General features: G+C 68.5%; 10 protein-coding genes. 3 read left to right on the top strand and 7 right to left on the bottom strand.

All coding sequences use genetic code 11. The annotated features are described in order from the left end of the window. Nucleotides 1-4 precede the first annotated feature (4 nt). Nucleotides 5-2,482: a putative peptide modification system cyclase gene (locus tag PDM28_RS01345; protein WP_311183503.1), complete on the bottom strand. Its 2,478-nt coding sequence runs from the start codon at nucleotides 2,480-2,482 to the stop codon at nucleotides 5-7. 1 nt (nucleotide 2,483) lies between these two features. Next, the gene (locus tag PDM28_RS01340) at nucleotides 2,484-3,641 is read right to left on the bottom strand and encodes a putative peptide maturation dehydrogenase (protein ID WP_102947169.1); all 1,158 of its coding nucleotides are present in this window, start codon (nucleotides 3,639-3,641) and stop codon (nucleotides 2,484-2,486) included. 181 nt (nucleotides 3,642-3,822) lie between these two features. On the opposite strand from PDM28_RS01340, the gene PDM28_RS01335 reads away from it, so the two are divergent. Further along, complete coding sequence (locus PDM28_RS01335; protein WP_102947168.1) at nucleotides 3,823-4,125, top strand: NHLP-related RiPP peptide; 303 nt, start codon at nucleotides 3,823-3,825, stop codon at nucleotides 4,123-4,125. Nucleotides 4,126-4,149: 24 nt separating this feature from the next. Here PDM28_RS01335 and PDM28_RS01330 read toward each other — a convergent pair whose 3' ends face one another. The 4 genes from PDM28_RS01330 to aceB all read right to left on the bottom strand — a co-directional run bounded on the left by PDM28_RS01330 (nucleotide 4,150) and on the right by aceB (nucleotide 10,929). Next, on the bottom strand, nucleotides 4,150-6,630 hold the full coding sequence (locus tag PDM28_RS01330; protein ID WP_311183502.1) for a putative peptide modification system cyclase: 2,481 nt from the start codon (nucleotides 6,628-6,630) through the stop codon (nucleotides 4,150-4,152). 12 nt (nucleotides 6,631-6,642) lie between these two features. Further along, complete coding sequence (locus PDM28_RS01325) at nucleotides 6,643-7,686, bottom strand: GGDEF domain-containing protein (protein ID WP_311183501.1); 1,044 nt, start codon at nucleotides 7,684-7,686, stop codon at nucleotides 6,643-6,645. A 247-nt stretch (nucleotides 7,687-7,933) separates the two neighbouring features. Continuing rightward, a complete protein-coding gene (gene aceA / locus PDM28_RS01320) occupies nucleotides 7,934-9,217 on the bottom strand; it encodes an isocitrate lyase (protein ID WP_311183500.1) in 1,284 nt (427 codons plus the stop codon). Nucleotides 9,218-9,279: 62 nt separating this feature from the next. Continuing rightward, nucleotides 9,280-10,929 carry a malate synthase A gene (gene aceB, locus PDM28_RS01315; protein ID WP_311183499.1) on the bottom strand — a complete coding sequence of 550 codons (1,650 nt, stop codon included), beginning with the start codon at nucleotides 10,927-10,929 and terminating at the stop codon, nucleotides 9,280-9,282. A gap of 106 nt (nucleotides 10,930-11,035) precedes the next feature. Here aceB and PDM28_RS01310 point away from each other — a divergent pair, with 106 nt between their 5' ends. Both PDM28_RS01310 and PDM28_RS01305 read left to right on the top strand, forming a co-directional pair. Then, nucleotides 11,036-12,004: a LysR family transcriptional regulator gene (locus PDM28_RS01310; protein WP_311183497.1), complete on the top strand. Its 969-nt coding sequence runs from the start codon at nucleotides 11,036-11,038 to the stop codon at nucleotides 12,002-12,004. Nucleotides 12,005-12,013: 9 nt separating this feature from the next. Beyond that, complete coding sequence (locus PDM28_RS01305) at nucleotides 12,014-12,919, top strand: LysR substrate-binding domain-containing protein (RefSeq protein WP_070208700.1); 906 nt, start codon at nucleotides 12,014-12,016, stop codon at nucleotides 12,917-12,919. Here the strand turns inward: PDM28_RS01305 and PDM28_RS01300 are convergent. Continuing rightward, on the bottom strand, nucleotides 12,909-14,180 hold the full coding sequence (locus tag PDM28_RS01300) for an MFS transporter (RefSeq protein WP_311183496.1): 1,272 nt from the start codon (nucleotides 14,178-14,180) through the stop codon (nucleotides 12,909-12,911). The two genes, PDM28_RS01305 and PDM28_RS01300, sit on opposite strands and share 11 nt — an antisense overlap. Nucleotides 14,181-14,214: the final 34 nt, after the last annotated feature.

Genomic DNA, 14,214 nt, shown 5'->3' with positions numbered 1-14,214 from the left:
TCCATCATTGCCGCAACGTCGCGTCCGACACCATGTCGTGTACGTTCAACGCCTGCATCAACTGGGTGTTGGCGACTTCGGCGATCGCCCTGCCCCGGTTCTCGAACAGCCATTCGTTCTGCTTGTGGAACTCCGGCACGTCGCCGAGCTGGCGATAGGCTTCGCGCAGCGCCACGCGCGCCTGCACCGGTTCGGTGCCGTCCATCAGCGGTTTCAGCAGCGCCACGCCCTGGGCCGGCGTGCCCTGCCCCATCTTCTGCATGGCCTGCACCACGGTGCGCCATTTGCCGATCACCGGGCTCTTCTGCTTCACCAGCAGCGGGTCGTACTCGGCCAGCAGGCGGTCGGCCAGCGCGTGGTCGCCCTGGCGCTGCGCCAGGTACACCAGCGACAGCAGGCGCAGCATGCGGTCGGGCATGCCGGGATCGTTGGGGTCGGCCAGCTGGGGACGCATGTCCGCTGCGATGCGCGCCAGCGCGTCGGCGTCGCCCTCCTGGCACGCGGTGTCGACCACCGTTTCCAGCAGCTCGCGATGCACCCGGAAATCCTGCGACCCGGTGGGCATGGGTTCGGTCGACAGTGCCTCGCGCATGCCCGTGCAGTCGTCCTGGTCCGCCGCCAGCAGCAGGCGCACGCGCACGTTCATCAGTGCCTGCAGTTCATCGTCGGGTTTGCCGAGCCTGGCCAGTACCTCGCCCGCTTCCTTGTAGCGGCGCATGGCGATAAGCACATCGGCGCGCGGGTCGACCGGCCCACGACGGGTGAGCTGCTCGGACTGCTTGAAGCTGCGCACGGCCTCGTCGTAGCGGTTGGTTCCCAGCTGGATCCAGCCCAGGTTCGCGTATGAGAACGCACGCAGCGTGTTCGACGGCACGGTGGCGGCGCGCGCGTAACGTTCGGCGTCCTCGAACCGGTTGTCGAGCAGCAGGTACCACGAGGTCGTGTAGAGGCCTGCGTACGAATCCGGGTAGACGTCAGCCAGCACGCGCCAATCGTCGAGCGGCCACGACACCGGGCTCAGCTCGTTGCTCCAGGCTTTCAGGTACAGCCGCTCGCGGTGCGGCAGGCGCTGGCTCACGGCCATCGCGCGGGCCAGGTGGGGCTGCGCTTCGGCGCGCTGGTCCAGCCGCACCAGCAGCCTGGCCAGCCCGACGTGGGCCATGGCGAAGTCCGGGTCGGCGTCGATCGCCGCTTCGAACAGTTTGGTGGCTTCGGAAAAGCGCCGCCGGCCCATCGCGCTCTCGGCCAATGCAAAGGACTTCAGCGCCTGCAGGTTGGCGGTGGTGGCTTGCGGCAGCGGCACCGACTGCTGCACCGACGCTACCGATTCGCCCAGCCCCGCGCGCAGCTGGCCTACCACATCGTCCACCGCCGCGATCACATCGGCGGAGCCTTCCGCCTTGGCCCGGTAGCTGCGCACCACGGCGCGGCTGGCCGGATCGAGCAGGTCCACGCTGACCAGGTAATGCCCGGCGGACTCGCGGATGGCCGGCGCCAGCACCATGCGAGCGCCCTCACGGGACGCCACGTCGATGGCCAGGTCGCGGTCCAGGGCGCGCGTGGACGGCACCCGCAGCAGGTCGCGCGATTCGGTGACCTTGCTGCCGGAGAGCACGTTGACGTAGCGCGACTGCTCCAGGCTCATCAGCAGGGCGCGTTGCAGTGAGTCGTCGAACAACGCTTCACCACTGGCGTTGTCCACGTCGGCCAGCACCACCCAGTCGCGCTCGGCGAAGGCGATGGCGGGTTCGGGGCGCAGCAGCAGCCAGGTGCCGATTCCCAGCAGGCCGACCAGTGCCACCTGGGCGGCCAGCGCCGCCGGCCGGCGCCACACCGGCAGCACGCGGCGCGCCTTGGCATTGCCACGCGGCATGCGCATCGGGGTGATGCCCAGCTCGCCTGCCTCGAACACCTCCTGCACCGACGGCACCGACTTGAAGCGCCAGCGGCCGTGCGCCTTCCAGAGCAGCCTGTCGCCGCGCTCGCCCAGCATGCTGCTGGCACGCCGGGTCAGGGTTTCGGCCACCGCCGAGAGCAGGATCTGGCCAGGCCAGGCCAACATCATCAGGCGCGCGGCCATCGGCTTGGCCAAGCCTTCCACCTCGACCGGCTTGGCACCGGCGGCGACCGCCTCCGCACTGTTCTCCCAGGTCAGCACTTCGCCGACGTGCAGGCCGGCGCGCGCGCTGAGCTCGATGCCGCGCTGCTTGCCGATCTCCAGCAGTTCGCGCTGGTAATCCAGGGCGAATCCGAGCGCGTCGATCGGCCGCTCGAACAGCATGAATACGCCGTCGGAGCGATCGATCTGCTGCCCGTGCCAGTGCTGCTGCAGCGCCAGGACCAGCCGGTCGTGCTGCTGGAACAGTTCGGCTGCCATGCTGTCGCCGAGCCGTTCAACCAGCCCGAGCGAATCGCACAGGTCGGTGAACAACAGGGCTTTCAGCAGCGGGGGCTGGGTCGAGGGTGCGCTGTCGCCGTCCATGCTAGGGCCAAACCACCTTGTTGGGATCGAACTCTGCCGTGTCCAGCGTATCACTGCGCCAGCCCACGCCCACGATTGCGACGGGGCTCTGGGTAACGCCGTCCAGCGCGAACACCGCCTCGGTGTCGATTTCGTTGATGGCAGCGGTCACGAACGCGGCCAGGCCGGCCTCGGTGGCCGCCATGTACAGGGCCTGCGAGAGGTGGCCCACGTCCAGCAACAGGGCGCGGTAGGCCTTGGCGTGGTTGCGGTACTTCCAGTTGGTGCGGGCGAAGCGCGGCACCAGGACCAGATGGGCGGCCGCGTTCGAGAACCAGTCCTGGCCGGACAGCATGGCCTCGGCGACGTCCTGCAACGGCCGCTCGCAGTGGCGTGGCAGCGCCACCAGCGCATGCTGCACAGGGTGGTAGTGGTACAGCCCCGGCGCCAGGCCCTCTACGCGCTGAACCAGCAGATAGGTCTCGGTGGGATGCAGCCCACCGCCGGACGGCACGTTCTTTTTCAGGAACGTGGTATCGGCCTCCATCTGCACCACGGCCTGGGCCTTCACCGTGCGCTGCAGCAGCTGCGCCAGCTGCGCCTGGTCGATACTGCGGGCGGCATCGAAATTGCGGCAGGTAGTGCGGCGTTCGAGAAGCTGGTCGTACCCGGTGGCCTCCACGGTGGGGAGTGGCTGATAGGTGCCCGGGTGCGGCTGCACCGCCGGCGGCGGCGCGCCCAGCTGCCGGCGCAGGTCGTTGACGGTGACCATGTGGCTGTCGCGCATCTGCGCGGCGCTGTTCACGCCACGCCAGCGGGCATGACGATGGACCAGTGCCGCCAGCGGCCACCAGTGGCCGTCCCGCATGCCTTCGTCGCGCTGGCGGTGGGCGGCATGTTCGTCGTCGTCCGAGATGAGCAGCCCGGTCGCCAGCAGGGGCTGCCAGTCGCCCGGCGGGCAGCCGATGTCGCGCGCGTCGGTCCAGAAACGGGAACCCAGCCCGCCCAGCAGCTCCCGCTGCGCAGCCGTCACCGGCACGGGCTGTTCCAGGTGCGCGGCCAGGGCGACCCACGTGATGGTCGTGGAAGGCTCGGTGCGCCCGGCCAGCATGGCAGCGAAGTCGAGGCGGACCTCCTCCCGTGGCTCGAACATCACAGTGGTGCAGCGGCGCAGTTTCATCGGCGAATGACCGTGGAAGGACCCGGCCATTCTAGTCGGGACACGGCAGGGTGCCCCGGGCGTGGCCGGTCATCGCCATTATCCGCGTACTGCCTCGCACCGCGCGCTTGCACCCCTGCCGGCGCTACATTCCCGGCCACCCGGGCCGATAACCTTCACTTCACTCACTGGATCGACCGCAATGAGCAACGACAAACCGGAAACGAACAAGATTTCCCCTGAAATCGCCGCGCGGCTGGTCAGCAGGCTGATCGACGACCCGGCCTTCCGCGAGCTGTTCCAGAAAGATGCGCGCCAGGCGCTGACCGAGATCGGCTTCAGTCCGGACGAGCAGCCGCTGTGCTGCGATATCCAGCAGCTGGCGAGCGTGGAAGAGCTTCGCGCGGTGCAGGCGCAGCTGGAGCAGTACCTGAGCACGTCAACGCAGGCGATGTTGCTGCCGCACTGCTTCGAGGCAGGCAAGGCCGCCGACTCGCTGGAATGAGTGCACCGCCAGCCTGCGCCCGGTCTACTGGGGACGCAGGCTGGCGTCGGCCAGCGTGTCACGTACGCTCAGCGGCTGCATCAGCTGCATGGGCGCCAGTTCGGCAAACGCCTGGCCGCGATGGTTGAACAGCCATTCGTTCTGCTTCTGGAACTCTTCCGCATTGCCCAGCCGACGTTGCGCCTCGCGCAGCACCACCCGTGCCTGGACCGGCTCGGTTCCGTCCAGGATCGGCCGCAACAATGCGTCGGCCTGGGCGGGCTGGTCTCTGCCGAGCAGCTGCATGGCCAGCACCACGGCATGCCACTTGGCGATCAATGGGCTCTTCTGGGCCGCAAGCAGCGCCCCCTGCTCGCGCAGCAACGCATCAGCGCGCGCGAAGTCGCCCTGGCGCTGCGCCAGATAGGCAAGCGACAGCATGCGCAGCAACCGGTCCGACAGGTTCGGGTTGGCGGTATCCTGCAGCAACGGCAGCAGCTGGTCGGACACCGCAGCCAATGCCGCGGGATTCGGCCGCTCGCACACGGTGTCAACCACCGCGTGCATCAGCAACACATGCGTGCGGAAGTCGACCGATTCGCTCGGCGCCTTCTCGCTGGCCAAGGCAGCAGTCATGCCGGTGCAGTCGTCCTGGTCGGCGGCGAGCAGCACCCGCACACGCTGGTACATGATGGCCTGCAGTTCGTCACGGGCCTTGGGCAGCTGCGCCAACAACGCCTGTGCCTCCTTGTAGCGCCGCTGGGCGATCAGTACGTCTACCCGCGTGTCGCTGACGCTGCGGCCGATCACCTGCTCGGACAACTGGAAGCTGCGTAATGCATCGTCGTAGCGGTTGGTGCCCAACTGGATCCAGCCCAGGTAGCCGAGGGTGCCGGCACGCAGCGGAGCCTTCGGTCCCGAAGCGGCGCGCGCATAGCGCTCGGCTTCTGCAAAGCGGTTGTCCAGCAACAGGTACCCGGCGGTGTTCGCCTGTCCGGCAAAGAAGTCGGGATACACTTCCGCCAGCACCCGCCAGTCTTCCAGCGGCCAGCCATCCGGACGCAGCTCGCTGCTCCACGCCTTCAGGTACAGGCGCTCGCGGTGCGGCAATCGATCGTTCAGCGCCAGCGCCCGCTGCAGGTGCGGCAGGGCTTCAGCGCGCTGGTCCACGCGCACCAGCAGCTTGGCCAGACCCATGTGGGCCATGGCGAAGTCCGGGTCCGCGTCCAGCGCCGCCTCATAGAGCTTGGCAGCTTCGGTGAAGCGATACCGGCCCATCGCGTTTTCGGCCAGGGCGAACGATTTCAGTGCCTGCAGGTTGTTGGTGGTGGCCTGCGGCAACGGCACCGACTGCTGCACCGAGGCCACGGTTTCGCCCAGGCCGGCGCGCAGGCGACCGACGACGTCGTCCACGGCGGCGACCACGTCACCGGGGGAACCCGCGTCGGCCTGGTAGGTACGCACCACCCCTCGGGTAAACGGGTCCATCAGGTCCACGGCGACCACGTACCGGCCGTTGGAGCGACGGATGCTGGGGGCCAGCACCATCCGCGCACCCTCGCGTGACGCCACGTCGCCGGCCAGCTCCCTGTCGAGCGCGTGTTCTGCCGGCACCCGCAGCAGTTCGAGCGACTCCTTCACCCTGCTGGAGGACAGCACGTTGACGTAACGCGACTGCTCCAATCCCAACAGCAGCGCACGCTGCAGGCTGTCATCGAACAGCTTGTCGCCACTCGCATTGTCGACGTCGGCCAGCACCACCCAGTCGCGCTCGGCGAAGGCGATGGCCGGCTCGGGCCGGAGCAGCATCCAGCCGCCGATGCCGAGCACGGCGAGCAGGGCGACTTCCGCCGCCAGCGCGACCGGCCGGCGCCACAGCGGCAGCTTGCGCTGGGCCTTGGGGTGGGCCTTGGGCATGCGCAGCGGCGCGAAGCCGGGTTCACCGACCTCGAACACCTCCTGCGCGGTGGGAATGCCCTTGAACAGCCACGGGCCGTGCGAGCGCCACTGCAATGTCTCCGCGCGCCCACCCAATTCACTGCTGGCACGACGGGTGAGCGACTCGGCCACGGCCGAGAGCAGGATCTGGCCGGGCCGCGCAAGCCCCACCAGGCGCGCGGCCATCGGCTTGGCCAGCCCTTCTACTTCCACCGGCTTGGCGCCGGCCTGGACCGCCTCCGGGCTGTTCTCCCAGATCAGCACCTCGCCCACGTGCAGGCCGGCGCGGGCGCGCAGCGGAATGTTGCGACGCTTGCCCAGCTCGTGCAGTTCACGCTGGTAGTCGAGCGCGAAGCCGAGCCCATCGATGGCGCGGTCGAACAGCAGGAACAGGCCGTCGGAGCGGTCGATTTGCTGCCCGTTCCATTGCTGCTGCAACGCGAGCACCAGCCGGTCGTGCTGCTGGAACAGGTCGGCGGCGGCGCTGTCGCCGATGCGCTCGACCAGCACCAGCGAATCGCACAGATCGGTGAACAGCAGGGCCCGCAGCAGCGGGAGCTGGTTGGACGGTCCGTTGTCGCCGTTCATTGCAGGCCCCGGTCAGGGCGCGACGGTCGCAGAGCGCGACCAATGCAGCCGATTGCCACCCAGCCGCTTGGCCTGGTACAGCGCGTTGTCGGCACGTGCGTACCAGTCGCTCCAGTCGCCGAGCGGGTCGATCAGGCAAACCCCGATGCTGACCGGGCAGACGTGCGGCTGCAGGTTGGACCGGCCCATCAGGCCGTGCACCGCGCCGAGGATGAATTCGGCGGCGTGCTGCAGGCTGTCGGCGTCGGCCACGCGCAGCAGCAGGCAGAACTCGTCGCCGCCGAGCCGGCAGGCGCGGTCCTGTTCGTTGGCCACCGAGCGCAGGATGTTGGCGATGCTCTGCAGGACACGGTCGCCGGCCTGGTGGCCGTGTTCGTCGTTGACCTGCTTGAAGTGGTCGCAGTCGATCAGCAACAGCCCCTGCGGAGCGTCGCCTTCGTGGCTGCGGCATTCCTGCAGGTACAGGGCCAGGCCGCGGCGGTTGTGCAGGCCGGTGAGTTCGTCGGTGCGCACCAGCTCACGGGTATGGGTGAGCTGGTGGGTGGTGACATACAGATTGTCGAGCGCGGTTTCGAGGTCGTGGTTGCGCCGGCGCAGCTGGCGGATCAGGACCTGTTCGTTGCTGACCACGCGCATGATCGTGCGGCGCAGGAAGTAGGCGACCAGACCCGGATCGCGGTCGACCAGGCGCTGGAAATCGGCGTTGTCCAGCTCGAGTACCAGCGAGTCGGTGGTAGCGCGGGCGTCCGCGCTGCGAGGGTGGTCGCCGATCAGCAGGCCGAGTTCGCCGAAGAATTCGTGCGGGCCCAGCGTCTTGACGACCAGGTCTTCGCCGAAATCGAGCTCGATGCCACCGGTGACGATGACATACATGGTGCTGCCGGACTGGTTGCGCAGGAACAGGTGTTCGCCGGCGCGCAGCGGGCGGTGCCGGCCGAACTCGGTGAACAGGGCGAATTCGCCGGCGCTGAGGACGGCATGCACGATGTCAGCCATCGCGGTTTGGGCGATGCCTGACTCTGGTTCGCACACGTTCGTCGCAAACTTGCCGGTCATACCCTACACCCGCTTCCTAGCGTTCCCCGGTGAGCGACGGAGGATAGCACCCCTTAAAAGTGTGCGCCTCATCGCAAATTCAAGCCAGGGCGCCTGGAATCCCTCCCGACGCACTGGCCCCTCCCCCCAACGCGGCAACCGGTCCAAACCGGCCATCCTCTGCCGCATGGTGTCTTGTGCGGACCGTAGCATCTGGTGGTTGCAGATGAAAGCGGGGCCGCCCCTACAGGGCGGCCTTTTTAGCTGGTCAAGCCGCCCGGAATTGCTCTTCTTCGGTGGAGCCGGTCAGGGCGGTGGTGGAGGACTGGCCCTGCTGGATGGCCTGGGTGACGGCGTCGAAGTAGCCGGTGCCGACCTCGCGCTGGTGCTTCACGGCAGTGAAGCCGCGGTCGGCGGCGGCGAATTCGGCCTCCTGCAGCTCGACGAAGGCGCTCATCTGGCGGCGGGCGTAGCCGTGGGCCAGGTTGAACATGGAGTAGTTCAGGGCGTGGAAGCCGGCCAGGGTGATGAACTGGAACTTGTAGCCGTAGCTGGCGATTTCCTTCTGGAACTTCGCGATGGTGGCGTCGTCCAGGTTCTTCTTCCAGTTGAAGCTGGGCGAGCAGTTGTAGGCCAGCAGCTTGCCCGGGTACTTGGCGTGGATGGCCTCGGCGAACCTGCGGGCGAACTCCAGGTCCGGCTTGCCGGTCTCGCACCAGACCAGGTCGGCGTAGGGGGCGTAGGCCAGGCCGCGGCTGATCGCCTGGTCCAGGCCATTGCGGGTGCGGTAGAAGCCTTCCGGGGTGCGCTCGCCGCTGGTGAAGGGCTGGTCGTTGGGGTCGATGTCGCTGGTCAGCAGGTCGGCGGCTTCGGCGTCGGTGCGCGCCACCAGCAGGGTGGGCACGCCCAGCACGTCGGCGGCCAGGCGCGCGGCGTTCAACTTCTCGATGGCCTCGCGGGTGGGCACCAGCACCTTGCCGCCCATGTGGCCGCACTTCTTCACCGAGGCCAGCTGGTCTTCGAAGTGGACCCCGGCCGCGCCGGCTTCGATCATGGCCTTCATCAGCTCGAAGGCGTTGAGCACGCCGCCGAAGCCGGCTTCGGCGTCGGCCACGATCGGCTGCAGGAAGTCGATCTCGTCCTTGCCTTCGGCGTGGTGCAGCTGGTCGGCGCGCAGCAGGGTGTTGTTGATGCGCTTGACCACCGCGGGCACCGAGTCGGCCGGGTACAGCGACTGGTCGGGGTACATCTGGCCGGCCAGGTTGGCGTCGGCGGCGACCTGCCAGCCGGACAGGTAGATGGCGTTGAGGCCAGCCTTGACCTGCTGCATGGCCTGGTTGCCGGTGAGGGCGCCGAGTGCGTTGACGAAGTCCTTTTCATGCAGGTACTTCCACAGCTTCTCCGCGCCCAGCCGGGCCAACGAATGCTCCACGTGCACGGTGCCGCGCAGGCGCACCACGTCGGCGGCGCTGTAGTTGCGCTGGATCCCGGCCCAGCGCGGGTCGGTGTTCCATTCGTGCTGGATCTGTTCGGCGGTCGGCAGCTTGGTCATGGTGTTCTCCAGGGCGTTCGGGTTGGTCGGCAGCGGGGCAGAGCCCCGCTCTACGGAGGTGGTCAGGCCAGGCGGTCGTACGCCGGCAGGGTCAAAAAATCGGTCAATTCGTCGCGACGGCTCAGCTCGGCCAGCAACCCGATCGCCTCTTCAATCCGCGCGCCACCCGGCAGCGCGCTGCTATCGCCCAGCTTTGCCGGCAGCGCGGCCAGGGTGGCGTCCAGCAGCGGCAGGTCGATGGCGGTGCCGTCGTCCAGGTGCTGGCCGGGCACGTGCAGCCACTGCCACAGCTGGCTGCGGCTGATCTCGGCGGTGGCCGCGTCTTCCATCAGGTGATGGATCGGCACGCAGCCGTTGCCGTCCAGCCAGGCGGCCAGGTAGCGCACGCACACTTCCACGTTGCCCTCGAAACCGGCCCGGGTGATGGTGCCGGTGGGTGCGGCGATCAACTCATCGCGGCCCACCCGCACATCCCGGCGCAGCACTGCGTGCTGGTTCGGGCCGGGCATGTGCGCGTCGAAGATCGCCTGCGCCACCGGGATCAGCGCCGGATGCGCCACCCAGGTGCCGTCGTGGCCGGCGGTCACTTCGCGCAGCTTGTCGGCACGCACCCGCGCCATGGCCTGTTCGTTGGCGGCGGCGTCATGGTTGATCGGAATCTGCGCGGCCATGCCGCCCATCGCATGTGCGCCGCGGCGGTGGCAGGTCTGGATCAGCAGTTCCGAATACGCCTTCAGGAACGGCTGGGTCATGGTCACCTGGCCGCGCTCGGGCAGCACCTTGTCGGCGTGCTTACGGAAGGTCTTGATGTACGAAAAGATGTAGTCCCAACGGCCGCAGTTCAGCCCGACGATACGGTCGCGCAGCGCGTGCAGGATCTCGTCCATCTCGAACACCGCCGGCAGCGTTTCGATCAGCACGGTGACCTTGATCTGCCCGTGCGGCAGGCCGAGCATGCCTTCGATGTGCGACAGCGCGGTCTCCCACAGCGCGGCCTCTTCCATCGACTGCAGCTTGGGCAGGTAGAAGTACGGGCCGCGCTGGCGACACATCAGGGTGCGGGCGTTGTGGAAGGCGAACACCGCCGCGTCGAACAGGCCGCCGGCCAGCGGCTGGCCGTCGATGCGCACGTGCTTTTCGTCCAGGTGCCAGCCGCGCGGGCGCACGATCAGCACCGCCTGTTCGGCCAGCGGGCGCAGTGCGTACTGCTTGCCCGGCTTGCCGTCCACGCTCGGGCCGGTATGGGTCAGGTCGCCACGCACCGCGCCGATCAGCGCCTGCTGTCCGGCCAGCAGGTTGCGCCAGGCCGGGGCGGTGGAATCCTCGAAGTCGGCCATGAACACCTTGGCGCCCGAGTTCAGCGCGTTGATGACCATCTTCGGGTCGGTCGGGCCGGTGATCTCCACGCGGCGGTCCTGCAGCGCCTCCGGAATGGCGGCCACGCGCCAGTCGTCGTTGCGAATGGCGGCGGTGTCGGTGCGGAAGTCCGGCAAGCCGCCGCCGTCGAAGAACGCCTGGCGCTCGCGGCGGGCCTGCAGGCGGCGCTGGCGCTCCGGTTCCACTGCGCGGTGCAGCGACACCAGCAGCGCCAGTACCCCTGCCGGCAGCAGTGCGGACTGGCCGGCCAGCTGGGTGGTGAGGGCGATGCCAAGCGTGGCCGGGGCGTCGGCCGGCGTGGGCTGGGCGGTGGCGAAGGCGGCGACAGCGGACATGTCCAACTCCTGCGTTGCGGGTGATGCCACCGTGCGCTGGAGTGTGGTATTTGACAAAGCAGATATTGCAATGCGTTTTATAAGTTCCGCTTATAACCGTGACGCCATGCCCACACCGAAACCTCCAAGTCCCCGTTTTTCCTACAAATCTGATCGGCTCAAGCCGCTTCGGGCGTTCTGCCAGACGGTACGCCTCGGGTCGGTCTCACGGGCGGCTGAGGCGCTGTTCGTCAGCCAGCCGGCCATCAGCCAGCAGCTGCAGGCGCTGGAACGGGAACTGGGGGTGGGCTTGTTCGAGCGCAGCGGGCGGCGCCTGGTGCCCAGCCGCGAGGGCCAGCTGCTGTTTGAGATGGCCCAGCCGCTGGTCGAAAGCCTGGACGGGCTGGAGGCCAGCTTCCGCGACAAGGTGAAGGGGCTGGACGCCGGCGAGCTCAACATCGCCGCCAACAGCTCCACCATCCTGTACCTGCTGCCGCGCATCGTGGAGCGCTTCCGCCAGCGCCACCCGGACGTGCGCCTGACCCTGCACAACGCGATCAGCGCCGACGGCACCGACCTGCTGCGCAGCGACGCGGCCGACCTGGCGGTGGGCTCGATGACCGAGGTACCGTCCGACCTGAGCTACGCCCCGGCCTACCGTTTCGAGCAGGTGCTGATCGCCCCGCCCGACCATCCGCTGGCCACCGCGCCGGAGCTGACCCTGCAGGCGATCTCGGCCTATCCGCTGGTGCTGCCGCCCAAGCGCCAGATCACCTACCGGCTGGTCGACCAGGTGTTCCAGCGCCAGCGCGTGCCGTACACGGTGGCGCTGGAGGTAGGCGGCTGGGAGGTGATCAAGCAGTACGTGGCGATGGGCATGGGCATTTCCATCGTGCCGGCGCTGTGCCTCAACGACGCCGACCGCGACCGGCTGGTGACGCGCTCGATGAGCGCGTGGTTCCCCGAGCGCAGCTACGGGGTGATCGTGCGCCGGGGACGCTTCCTGTCGCCGCAGGCGCGCGCCTTCATCGAGCTGATCCAGCCGGACCTGTTCAGTCCGCGCAGCTATGATGAAAGCGGTCATTCCGAACGCTGACGCGCTGACATGTCGATCGAACTGCGCCACCTGCGCTATTTCCTGGCGGTGGCCGACACCCTGCACTTCGGCCGCGCCGCCGAACGGCTGGGCATGTCCCAGCCGCCGCTGAGCCAGCAGATCCGCCAGCTGGAAACGCTGTTGGGCGCGCGATTGTTCCTGCGCAGCAATCGCCGGGTGGAACTCACCGAGGCCGGGCGCGTGTTGCAGGCGCAGGCCACCGAGGCATTGGCGCGGGTCGACCAGGCTATTGAACTGACCCAGCGCGCGCAGCGCGGCGAAACCGGCGAGCTGCGCATCGGGCTGACCCGGGCGACGCCGTTGTCGACGCAGATTCCACGCGCGATCTTCGCTTACCGCCAGCAGTTCCCGCAGGTGCAGTTGAAGCTGCGCGAAATGAACACGTTGCAGCAGATCGACGCGCTGGTGGCCAATGAGCTGGACGTGGGCTTGATCCGCAAGCGGGCGCTGCCGGCCCCGCTGACCTCGCGCAAATTGTTCAGCGACCCGCTGGCGCTGGTGGTGCATGACCAGCACCCGTTGCTGCGCGGGTTGCCGGAGGGCGCGCCGCTGGCGCTGCGGCAGTTCGCGCACGAGCCGTTCGTCGGGTTCCTGCGTGAGGTGGGCGCGGGCATCCATGACCATTTCATCGCGCTGTGCCGCAATGCCGGCTTCACCCCGCGCATCATCCAGGAAGCCGGGGAAGCGTCCACGCTGATCAGCCTGGCCGCGTCTGGCCTCGGCGTTACCGTGCTGCCGGCGTCGTGCAGCCACATCCATGTGGAAGGCGCGCGCTTCGTGCCGTTGAGCGACCGCGCGGCCAGTTCGGAAGTGCATGTGGCCTACCGGCGCGGCAGCCCGTCACCGTTGATCACCCACTTCACCAAACTGCTACAGGGCGGGCTCAGCGACTGACGGCGAGCGCGGCCGGCAGCGGCTGCGCGCGCCTTCCCAACCGCCACGCAATGCTGGCGCCGACCACGGTGAGCACGGCGGTGAACGCGCACACACCCCACCAGTCCCAGCGGGTGTAGAACACGCCGCCTGCGGCACCGGCCAGGCTGGAGCCCAGGTAGTAGGCGAACAGGTACAGCGCCGAGGCTTCGGCGCGCATCACACCTGCGCGGCTGCCGACCCAGCTGCTGGCCACCGAGTGCCCGCCGAAGAAGCCGAAGGTGACCAGCGCGATGCCCACCGCCATGCAACCCAGCCACGGCAGCGCGAGCATGACGATGCCGAGTGCGATCAATGCGTAGCAGATGCCGAGCACGCGGCCACGGCCATGTTTGGTGGCCTGCTGGCCCATCCAGGCCGAGCTGAAGGTGCCGACCAGGTAGACGCTGAAGATCAGTCCGACCACGGTCTGGCTGAGCTGGTACGGCGGTGCCAGCAGGTGGTAGCCGAGGTAGTTGTAGAGGGTGACGAACACGCCCATCAGCACGAACGCGGTGGCAAACAGCGAAGGCAGGCCGGGGTCGGCGAACAGCTGGCGCCAGCGGGTGGGCAGTTCGCGCAGGCCGCCGCGGCGGCTCTGGAAGTGGCGCGAGCGCGGCAGCTGCACCCACAGCAGCACGGTGCTGAGCACCGCGATCAACGAGACCACGCCGATGCCCCAGCGCCAGCCCCAGTGGTCGGCGACGATGCCGGCGATCAGGCGCCCGCTCATGCCGCCGACGGCGTTGCCGCCGATGTACAGGCCCATGGCCAGGCCGAGCGCGCGCGGGTCCATTTCTTCGACGAGGTAGGTCATGGCTACTGCCGGCACGCCACTGAGGGTCAGGCCGAGCAGGGCGCGCAGCACCAGCAGCGTGCTCCAGTCGTCGACCATCGCGCTGGCGGCGGAGAGCACGGTGGAGGCGAGGAGTGCGGCGATCATCAGGCCGCGGCGGCCGATGCGGTCGGAGATGAGCCCGGCGACGAGCATGGAGACTGCCAGCAGGCCGGTGCTGAGGGAGAGCGCCATGGCGCTGTTGGCAGCGGAGACGCCGAAGTGGCGGCTGAACTCGGGCAGCAGCGGCTGCACGGTGTAGAGCAGGCCGAAGGTGGAAAAGCCGGCCAGGAACAGGGCCACCGCCGTGCGGCGGAAGGCCGGGGTGCCCTGCTCGATGTGCAGGGACGGCGTGGGCGGATGGGTAGTGGGACTGCGCTCGGGCAGCGCTGCGGTGTCGCCGTTCATTGCGTTCGGGCCCGTGGGGGCGGGCCGGTGCGTA

Source organism: Stenotrophomonas aracearum, from assembly GCF_031834615.1.
GTDB classification, from domain to species: Bacteria; Pseudomonadota; Gammaproteobacteria; order Xanthomonadales; family Xanthomonadaceae; genus Stenotrophomonas; species Stenotrophomonas aracearum.
Note: the sequence above shows the minus strand (reverse complement) of the source record. Positions and strands in the feature narration are given on the sequence as shown.

Bases quoted from the DNA above. Each gene is read 5' to 3' on its own strand.
- PDM28_RS01325 (WP_311183501.1), bottom strand. From the start codon at position 7,686: ATGACCGGCAAGTTTGCGACGAACGTGTGCGAACCAGAGTCAGGCATC.
- aceA (WP_311183500.1), bottom strand. From the start codon at position 9,217: ATGACCAAGCTGCCGACCGCCGAACAGATCCAGCACGAATGGAACACC.
- PDM28_RS01335 (WP_102947168.1), top strand. From the start codon at position 3,823: ATGAGCAACGACAAACCGGAAACGAACAAGATTTCCCCTGAAATCGCC.
- PDM28_RS01300 (WP_311183496.1), bottom strand. From the start codon at position 14,180: ATGAACGGCGACACCGCAGCGCTGCCCGAGCGCAGTCCCACTACCCAT.
- PDM28_RS01340 (WP_102947169.1), bottom strand. From the start codon at position 3,641: ATGAAACTGCGCCGCTGCACCACTGTGATGTTCGAGCCACGGGAGGAG.
- PDM28_RS01345 (WP_311183503.1), bottom strand. From the start codon at position 2,482: ATGGACGGCGACAGCGCACCCTCGACCCAGCCCCCGCTGCTGAAAGCC.
- PDM28_RS01305 (WP_070208700.1), top strand. From the start codon at position 12,014: ATGTCGATCGAACTGCGCCACCTGCGCTATTTCCTGGCGGTGGCCGAC.
- PDM28_RS01310 (WP_311183497.1), top strand. From the start codon at position 11,036: ATGCCCACACCGAAACCTCCAAGTCCCCGTTTTTCCTACAAATCTGAT.
- PDM28_RS01330 (WP_311183502.1), bottom strand. From the start codon at position 6,630: ATGAACGGCGACAACGGACCGTCCAACCAGCTCCCGCTGCTGCGGGCC.
- aceB (WP_311183499.1), bottom strand. From the start codon at position 10,929: ATGTCCGCTGTCGCCGCCTTCGCCACCGCCCAGCCCACGCCGGCCGAC.